The 8,460-nt window shown below is 64.4% G+C and carries 8 protein-coding genes and 1 tRNA gene; 5 read left to right on the forward strand and 4 right to left on the reverse strand.

Features of this window, described 5'->3' with window-relative positions; translation table 11 throughout:
* Window positions 1-139: 139 nt before the first annotated feature.
* The 3 genes from EH199_RS17840 to EH199_RS17850 all read right to left on the reverse strand — a co-directional run bounded on the left by EH199_RS17840 (window position 140) and on the right by EH199_RS17850 (window position 2,014).
* Window positions 140-214: transfer RNA gene (locus tag EH199_RS17840), tRNA-Gln, on the reverse strand.
* Window positions 215-303: 89 nt separating this feature from the next.
* The gene (gene yghU, locus EH199_RS17845) at window positions 304-1,170 is read right to left on the reverse strand and encodes a glutathione-dependent disulfide-bond oxidoreductase (protein WP_124810545.1); all 867 of its coding nucleotides are present in this window, start codon (window positions 1,168-1,170) and stop codon (window positions 304-306) included.
* 175 nt (window positions 1,171-1,345) lie between these two features.
* Window positions 1,346-2,014 (reverse strand): HAD-IA family hydrolase, encoded by a 669-nt coding sequence (locus EH199_RS17850; protein ID WP_124810546.1) that lies wholly within the window; start codon window positions 2,012-2,014, stop codon window positions 1,346-1,348.
* A 60-nt stretch (window positions 2,015-2,074) separates the two neighbouring features.
* Here EH199_RS17850 and glmU point away from each other — a divergent pair, with 60 nt between their 5' ends.
* The 4 genes from glmU (at window position 2,075) to glmS (ending at window position 6,003) form a co-directional block, all read left to right on the forward strand.
* Entirely contained in the window at window positions 2,075-3,457 is a 1,383-nt protein-coding gene (gene glmU, locus EH199_RS17855; protein WP_124810547.1) for a bifunctional UDP-N-acetylglucosamine diphosphorylase/glucosamine-1-phosphate N-acetyltransferase GlmU, read from the forward strand.
* An 83-nt stretch (window positions 3,458-3,540) separates the two neighbouring features.
* Entirely contained in the window at window positions 3,541-3,795 is a 255-nt protein-coding gene (locus tag EH199_RS17860) for a CopG family transcriptional regulator (RefSeq protein WP_124810548.1), read from the forward strand.
* Between the two features lie 3 nt (window positions 3,796-3,798).
* A complete protein-coding gene (locus tag EH199_RS17865; RefSeq protein ID WP_124810549.1) occupies window positions 3,799-4,167 on the forward strand; it encodes a type II toxin-antitoxin system VapC family toxin in 369 nt (122 codons plus the stop codon).
* A 12-nt stretch (window positions 4,168-4,179) separates the two neighbouring features.
* On the forward strand, window positions 4,180-6,003 hold the full coding sequence (glmS, locus tag EH199_RS17870) for a glutamine--fructose-6-phosphate transaminase (isomerizing) (RefSeq protein WP_124810550.1): 1,824 nt from the start codon (window positions 4,180-4,182) through the stop codon (window positions 6,001-6,003).
* A 159-nt stretch (window positions 6,004-6,162) separates the two neighbouring features.
* Here glmS and EH199_RS17875 read toward each other — a convergent pair whose 3' ends face one another.
* Window positions 6,163-6,756, reverse strand: a complete 594-nt coding sequence (locus EH199_RS17875; protein ID WP_124810551.1) for a response regulator transcription factor — start codon at window positions 6,754-6,756, stop codon at window positions 6,163-6,165.
* A 285-nt stretch (window positions 6,757-7,041) separates the two neighbouring features.
* On the opposite strand from EH199_RS17875, the gene EH199_RS17880 reads away from it, so the two are divergent.
* Window positions 7,042-8,136 carry a Zn-dependent alcohol dehydrogenase gene (locus EH199_RS17880; protein ID WP_124810552.1) on the forward strand — a complete coding sequence of 365 codons (1,095 nt, stop codon included), beginning with the start codon at window positions 7,042-7,044 and terminating at the stop codon, window positions 8,134-8,136.
* Window positions 8,137-8,460: the final 324 nt, after the last annotated feature.

The raw sequence follows: 8,460 nt of genomic DNA on the forward strand, positions 1-8,460 counted from the left end.
GGAAGGATCGCTTTCAAGGTCGACCTCGAGGCCGCGCAAGGAAGCTGTCAATCCGAAAAACACTTTCAACTCGGCTGCGAGGCGATTGGCCCGATGTGCCGTAACCCACTGGAAGCAAGCCGAATCATGAGGACTCGACTGGCTGGGGCGGCAGGATTCGAACCTGCGAATGCCGGTACCAAAAACCGGTGCCTTACCACTTGGCGACGCCCCAGCGGGTCGCGCGCTTATAGCGGGGCGTTTGCGTATGGGAAGGGGGCGCGTGAACTTCTTCGCGCGCCCCTCGTCCAGGCGATCGTCGGGTCAGAAACCCTTGACGATACCCTGCAGTTTTTCGGGCGGCAGCGTGTCGAAATCGCTGGCGTCGTGCCGTTCGGCCAGCCCCTTGGCCGAATTGACCAGACGGCCGCGCAGCACGCCGGGGCGCGCGTCGATCTCGCCCACCCAGCGGCCGACGTGCTCGTATTCGTGCATCGACAGGAACGTCGCCGCCTCGCCATAGGCTTCGCCGCGATAGAGGTTGCCGAACCATGTATAGGTGGCGATGTCGGCGATGGTGTAGTCGTCACCCGCCAGGAAGCGTGTCTTGGCGAGCTGGCGGTTCGCCACGTCGAACAGGCGCTTGGTTTCCATCGCGTAGCGGTTGATCGCGTATTCGATCTTGAACGGCGCGTAGTTGTAGAAGTGGCCGAAGCCGCCGCCGATGAACGGGGCGGAACCGACCTGCCAGAACAGCCAGGAGAGCGTTTCCGCGCGCTCCTTCCCCGACGTGGGCAGCAGCACGCCGAACTTTTCGGCCAGGTGCATCAGGATCGCGCCGGATTCGAACACGCGAAACGGCTCCGGGCCGCTGCGGTCGACAAGCGCGGGAATCTTGGAGTTGGGGTTGATATCGACGAAGCCGGAGGAGAACTGGTCGCTTTCGAAGATCTTGATCAGCCAGGCATCGTATTCGGCTTCGCTGAAGCCCAGCGCCAGCAGTTCCTCCAGCATGATCGCGGCCTTCTGGCCATTGGGCGTGCCCAGCGAATAGAGCTGGAAGGGATGCTTGCCGACCGGGAGATCCTTGTCATGCGTCGGGCCGGCGATCGGCCGGTTCACGCTGGCGAAGGCGCCGCCGTTCTCCTTGTCCCAGGCCCAGACTTTCGGCGGAACGTATTCTTCAGACATCACCGGCTCCTTCGCGGATATTGTTAGGCTTGCTATCATTTGCCCTGCGCCAGCCCCGTCCGCAAGCGCGGATGCACGGAGGGCGTTCAGGTTGCCGTTGAATATGGCGGCGCGGCGCGGCCACACCAGACCCGGAAGTCCGATGTTTGTGGTTGTCGCACTGAAACGAGAACTTTCAGAGACGTTCGAGCGCGGGCACCAGCTCGTCGAAATGCCCGATCACCGCATCGGCGCCCAGTTCGTGCGGCGGCAGGTCGTGATAGCCGAAGCCGACCGCGACCACGGGAATCCCCGCTGCGCGCGCCGCGCCGATGTCGAACGTGGTATCCCCCACGAAAGCGGCGCGGCCGCCGCCGCAGCGCGCGACCATGGCATGCAGCATGTCCGGCGCGGGCTTGGCGCTTCCGGGGCCGAGCGTGTCACCGCCGATCACCGTGGCGAAGCGGTCCAGCAGCCCGAGTTCCTCGAACAGCCTGACCGCCATCGTCTCCTTTTTGTTGGTGGCCACGGCGATCCGGACGCCGCGCGCATCCAGCGCGTCCAGCATCGCCGCGCCGCCGGGGAACAGGCGCGAATGGCGGGCGATATTCTCGGCGTAGAAGGCATAGAGCTGGTCCTGCAAGGCGGGCAGGGCCGCTTCGTCCACTCCGCCGCTGGCGGACAGCGCGCCGCGCAGCATCTGGCCCGCGCCGCCACCGACGAAGCGGCGCACCTCTTCCACCGGAAGGATCGGCCGCCCCGCGATGGCAAGCGTATGGTTGAGCGCTTGGCCGAGATCGCCCAGCGTATCCAGCAGCGTGCCGTCCAGATCGAAGCCGACGATGTCGAAGGGAAATGGTGCCATGGGCAGGGCACGTGGCGGACCGTTCTGGAAAGCGCAAGCATTTGCTGGCAATGACCCGGTATGACCGAACCGAATCCTGCCGCCGCCGCTTCGTCTCCCCTTGCCATCATCGTCCTTGCCGCCGGCAAGGGCACCCGCATGAAAAGCGATCTGCACAAGGTGCTGCACCCCATCGCCGGCCGGTCGATGCTGCTGCACCTGCTCGCCAGTGCCGATGCGCTGGCGCCGGAACGTTGCGTCGTCGTGGCAGGGCATGGGCGCGAACAGCTGGAGCAGGCGCTGGGCGAGCGCGCGGCCATCGCCGTGCAGGACCCGCAGCTTGGCACCGCCCACGCCGTGCAGCAGGCGGAAGCGGCGCTCTCCGGCTTTTCCGGTGACGTGCTGATCCTCTACGGCGACGTGCCTTTCGTCAGCGCGGAAACCATGCGTGCGATGATCGACCGACTGCATGGGGGCGATGCGCCGGCCGTGGTCGTGCTGGGCTTCGAGCCGGCCGACACGCTCCAGTACGGACGCGTGATCGCGCAGGACGGGCGCATCGTGAAGATGGTCGAGCACAAGGATGCGAGCGAGGCGGAGCGCGCCTGCCGCGTGTGCAATTCGGGCCTGATGGCGGTGCGCGCGGCCGACCTGTTTGGCCTGCTGGCGCGCGTGGGCAATGATAACGCGCAGGGCGAATACTACCTGCCCGATATCGTCAACATCGCCATCGCCGATGGCCGCGCCTGTTCGGTGGTGGTGACCGCCGATGCGGACGAGGTGGCCGGCATCAATAGCCGGGGTGAACTGGCCGAGGCCGAGGCGCGCTGGCAACAGCGTCGCCGCGCGCGGGCGATGGCGGATGGCGCCACGCTGGTCGCGCCGGAAACGGTATGGTTCGCGTGGGACACCGCGATCGGCCGCGACGTGACGATCGAACCGAACGTGTGGTTCGGCCCTGGCGTGACGGTGGCGGACAAGGTGGTGATCCATGGCTTCAGCCATCTCGAAGGCGCGACCGTGGGTGAAGGGGCGCAGATCGGTCCATTCGCGCGCCTGCGCCCCGGCGCGAATCTCGCCCGGAAGGTCAAGGTCGGCAATTTCGTCGAGGTGAAGAACGCCAATCTGGCCGAAGGGGCCAAGGCCAATCACTTGACCTACCTGGGCGATGCCGACGTGGGGGCGGGGGCCAACATCGGCGCGGGCACGATCACCTGCAATTACGATGGCTATTTCAAGTATCGCACGGTGATCGGCGAACGCGCCTTCATTGGCTCCAATTCGGCGCTGATCGCGCCGGTCAAGATCGGCGCGGATGCGATCGTCGCCGCCGGCAGCGCGGTCAGCCGCGATGTTTCCGCCGGGGAACTGCGCATGGTGCGCGCGGAACAGCTGATCAAGCCCGGTTGGGCCGATCGCTTCCACGATGCGATGAAGAAGAAAAAGGCGGAGAAGAGGGGCTGAGCGGTGCTTCCCGGACGGATTGCGTCGGGAATGGCAGGAAATCGGGTTGCTATGATATCATGATATGATATCGGTATATCACGATGACTCGCATTCTCGCCGATCTTCCCGATGAGGACATCCAATGGCTCGATGCCCGCGCGACCGAAGAGGGCAAGTCGCGCGCCTCGGTGCTGCGCGAGGCGGTGGCGAGCTTCAAGGCGCAGAACCGCGCATCGCGCCGTAGCGACTGGATCGCACGGGGCGCGGGGTACTGGAAGGATCGTGCCGATATCGGTGATGCTGTGGAATACCAGCGCGCGATCCGCGACGATCGCACGCCCTACGACCAGGTGTGATCCGTGGCCGATCCGTTTTTCGATACCAACATTCTGGTCGACTGGCTGAAGGACCGTCCGCAAGCTGTGGCCGAGCTTTCGCGTTACAAGCGGCACCGGATCAGCCGGATTGTCTGGGCTGAAATTCTTGCCGGCGAACCGCTCGAACAGCGCGATACCGTGCAGCAGATCATCGCTCCGTTCGAAGTGGTGGAGATAGATGCGCGCATCGCCGCGACGGCGGCGGACATCCGTCATCGCAGCCGCATGAAGTTGCTCGACGCGCTCATCCTTGCGACCGCGCAAGTCAATGGCGCTATTCTCGTGACACGAAATACCAAGGATTTTCCGGCCAACATGCCGGGCATCCGCGTTCCTTACACCCTCTGTTGAAAGTCGCGTCCCATGTGCGGAATTATCGGAATCGTCGGGAAGGATGAAGTTGCGGACCGGCTTGTCGATGGCCTGCGGCGGATGGAGTATCGCGGCTATGACAGTGCCGGTGTCTGTACGGTGCACGATGGGCAGCTCGTCCGCCGCCGCGCGGAAGGCAAGCTCAACAACCTGGTGGTCGAACTGGCGCGCAATCCGGCGCCGGGCTTGATCGGGATCGCCCACACCCGCTGGGCCACGCACGGCGCGCCGACCACCAGCAACGCACACCCCCACGCCACGGGCGAGGTAGCGCTGGTCCACAACGGCATCATCGAGAACTTCCGCCCGTTGCGCGATGCCCTGATCGCGCGTGGGCGCCGGTTCGAAAGCGAGACCGATACCGAAGTGGTCGCGCATCTGGTGTCCGAACAGGTCGAGGCGGGGGCTTCGCCGCAGGACGCGGTCCGGGCGGTGTTGCCACAACTGCGCGGCGCGTTCGCGCTGGCCATCGCCTTCCGCCAGCACCCGGAAATGCTCATCGGCGCGCGGCTCGGCTCGCCGCTGGTCGTGGGCTACGGCGATGGCGAAACCTATCTGGGTTCCGATGCGCTGGCGCTTGCGCCGCTGACGCAGAAGGTATCCTACCTTGAAGAAGGCGATTGGGTGATCATCACGCGCGATGGTGCGCAGGTGTTCGACGTCGACAACAACCCGGTGAAGCGCGCGATCGTCGCCTCCGGAGCGACGGCGGCCGCGATCGAGAAGGGCAACTATCGCCACTTCATGCAGAAGGAGATCTTCGAGCAGCCGATCGTCGTCGCCCAGACGTTGCGCAGCTACCTGCGCCGCGTGGACCAGACCGTCGCGCTGCCGCAGATCGATTTCGACCTGTCGAAGATCAACCGCGTCACGATCGTCGCCTGCGGCACCAGCTACTACGCCGGCATGGTGGCGAAGTACTGGTTCGAACGCTTTGCGCGCCTGCCCGTGGACATCGATGTCGCTTCGGAATTCCGCTATCGCGATCCGGTGCTGGAGCCGGGCGGCCTGGCGCTGTTCATTTCGCAATCGGGCGAGACGGCCGATACGCTGGCTGCGCTGCGCCACTGCAAGGCGGCCGGGCAGACCATCGCGGTGGTGGTCAACGTGCCGACGAGTTCGATGGCGCGCGAGGCGGACCTGCTGCTGCCGACCCACGCCGGTCCCGAGATCGGCGTCGCCTCGACCAAGGCGTTCTCGTGCCAGCTTGCCGTGCTGGCGGCGCTGGCGGCGCATCTTGCGGCCAAGCGCGGGATGATCGACCGGGCCGAGGAAGCCGATATCGTCAACCAGCTGGCGGAAGCGCCGGCTGCGCTCAACGCCGCGCTGAGCCACGACGAGGAAATCGCGGCGATGGCGCCGCTGATCGCGCCGGCGCGCGACGTGCTCTATCTGGGGCGCGGCCCGGACTATCCACTGGCGATGGAAGGCGCGCTGAAACTCAAGGAAATCAGCTATATCCACGCCGAGGGCTATGCTTCGGGCGAGATGAAGCACGGCCCGATCGCGCTGATCGACGAAGCGGTGCCGGTGATCGTCCTCGCCCCCAGCGGGCCGCTGTTCGAGAAGACCGTCAGCAACATGCAGGAAGTGCGGGCGCGGGGCGGCAAGATCGTGCTGATATCCGATGCCGATGGACTGGCCGAAGCGGGCGAGGGCTGCCTTGCCACGATCGAGATGCCGCGTGTCCATCCGCTGATCGCGCCGCTTGTCTATGCGGTGCCGGTGCAGTTGCTGGCCTATCATGTCGCGGTGGCCAAGGGCACCGATGTCGACCAGCCGCGCAATCTCGCGAAGAGCGTTACCGTCGAGTAGGATCGTTCTCCCCCGCCGCTCGGTCAACAGGTTGCGCCATGATGCAGCAGGACATCGTGCCGCTTGCGGTAGCCATGGACCTTGTCGCTGCCCGCGCGCCAAAGCGATCGCGATGCTCGGCAATGAACGCATAGAGCGCGTCCCGTTGCCTGCGAGCACTCAGAGACCGAGGAGATCGATTTTCCGCACCATGTCCGCGACGGAGATCGACTTGAGTTTCTTGCCGGCGCTGGATCGATGCATTTTTACGGTGACCTCGGTTATCCCGAGCTCATAGGCGATCTGCTTGTTCAGGAGGCCTCGCGCGACGCCCTTCAGCACGTCGATTTCTCGCGTTGTGAGTTCTTGCGCGAGCTGGCGGACCGAGTCGCGCTCACGCTGCGCGCTGCGGCGCTCGCCATCGCGGCGAAGCGCATCCGTGACCGCATCAAGAAGCTCCTGCTCGCGGAAGGGCTTTGACAGGAAGTCCAGCGCGCCTGCCTTCATGGCGCGAACCGACGTGGGAACATCGGCATGGCCCGTGATGAAGATGATCGGGATGTCGACGCCCTGGCTCGCCAGCTGCGCCTGCAGTTCGAGACCACTGGAGCCGGGCAGTCGGAGGTCGAGGACAAGGCAGGTCGGGCCGTCGGGCAGCGTGTCGCCCAACATCTCGTTGGTGCTGCCGTATGCAGTCGTCCGCATGCCGACCGACCCGAACAAATCCGTCAGGCTGTCCCTGATATCCTGATCGTCGTCCACGATCAGGATCATGGGCTCCTGAGAGGCGCTGCTGGCGGCGGCCGTTCTTGCTTCATTCAACAATGCGGCCTCCCGTCTGAACGTGCCCGAGGATGTCGGTTCGCAGCACGGAATGCCATCTAAGTGGCGGAGGCGCGAGGATACTTCGGTATGGGGGCGCGATTTCTGCGAGCCGCTCGTATACGGAGTTCGGGTGGGGCCATACCGGGGTAGGGCTGGCTGCTTCGCTCTCAAACCCCTTCCTTAAGCGGGAAGATCCCCCTCTGGTGGCGGATCGGCGAGAAGGGTGAATGGGGTATGAAGGCAGCTGTTCTGAACGCCAACGAGGGCCGCTTCGACGTGGAGGATGTCCGGATCGATATACCCAAGGGCAGGGAGGTACTGGTCGACGTCAAGGCGTGCGGGCTCTGCCATTCCGATCTTCATCTCGCCGAGGCGAACTATGGTGTGCCCCTGCCGGCCGTGCTCGGTCATGAGTTGGCGGGCGTCGTTCGCGAAGTCGGACCGGACGTCCGCGAGCTAAAGGTCGGCGACCATGTGGTCGGATCGCTCGTGCAGTTCTGTGGTCATTGCGTCTCCTGCTTGTCCGGTCGCACGTACCAGTGCGAGCATCCCGAGGAGACGATGCGCGCGACGAGCGACGGTCAGCGGCTTACGAGGATGTCGGACGACAAGCCGGTGTACACCGGCTGGGGAACCGCCGCCTTCGCCGAGCAGGCGCTTGTCCACGAGAACCAGCTCGTGAAGATTCCCGAGGCTGTGCCCTTCCCGCAGGCCTCGATTTTGGGTTGTGGCGTGATCACGGGCGCGGGAGCGGCGATCAACTCGGCGGACCTCAAGACCGGGGACACCGTCGTCGTGATCGGAGTCGGGGGTGTTGGCCTGAACGCCATCGCAGGAGCGAAGCTTGCCGGCGCTTCGCATATCATCGCGATCGACAACCAGCCCGCGAAGGAAGAACTCGCCCGAAAGTTCGGCGCGACCGACTTCATCAACTCGGGTGAACGGGACGCCGTCGCCGCGGTCAAAGAAATCCTGCCGCGCGGTGCGGACCACGCCTTCGAGGTGATCGGACTGCCCGTGACCACGGAACTTGCGGTTCAACTGGTCCGACCGGGCGGGACGGCATATCTCGTCGGCCTTCACCGTCCCGGACAGACCTTCCCCGTCGCCGGTCTTGACGTGATCGTGCGCCAGGTCGAGGTGAAGGGCGTCTTCATGGGATCAAGCAACATCAAGCATGACATCCCGATGTATGCGGATCTCTACCTGCAGGGTCGGTTCAATCTTGATGATCTCATCTCGCGTGAGGTGAACATCTCCGAGATCAACGAGGCATACGAAGACCTGAAGCACGGCGCGATTGCCCGCTCGGTCATCACCTCGTTCTGACCGGAAGCTTCGACGCGGAACTTCGCACGCATCCCGGCGCAAGTTCGCGGGCTGTTCAAAACCCCCTGCAGGAAATCGCGGGGCCGGCAGGGCGTGTTCGTTTGCTGCGAGATTTGCTGCAACCCGGTATACAAGCAGGTCAGGAACGGAAGCAGATTTTGAAAGCAAGGCTTCTGTAAAACCAGGAGCTAGTCATCCTGAGTAGCCCCTAGATTTCTGGACGCCTTCGATCCTAATTTTGAGGACAGGAGGCGATGATGGGAAAGCCCAATTTCAGTGATGAGTTCAAGCGTGATGCGGTGGCCCAGATCACCGAGCGCGGAT

It is taken from the genome of Novosphingobium sp. LASN5T, assembly GCF_003856955.1.
Taxonomy (GTDB): Bacteria; Pseudomonadota; Alphaproteobacteria; order Sphingomonadales; family Sphingomonadaceae; genus Novosphingobium.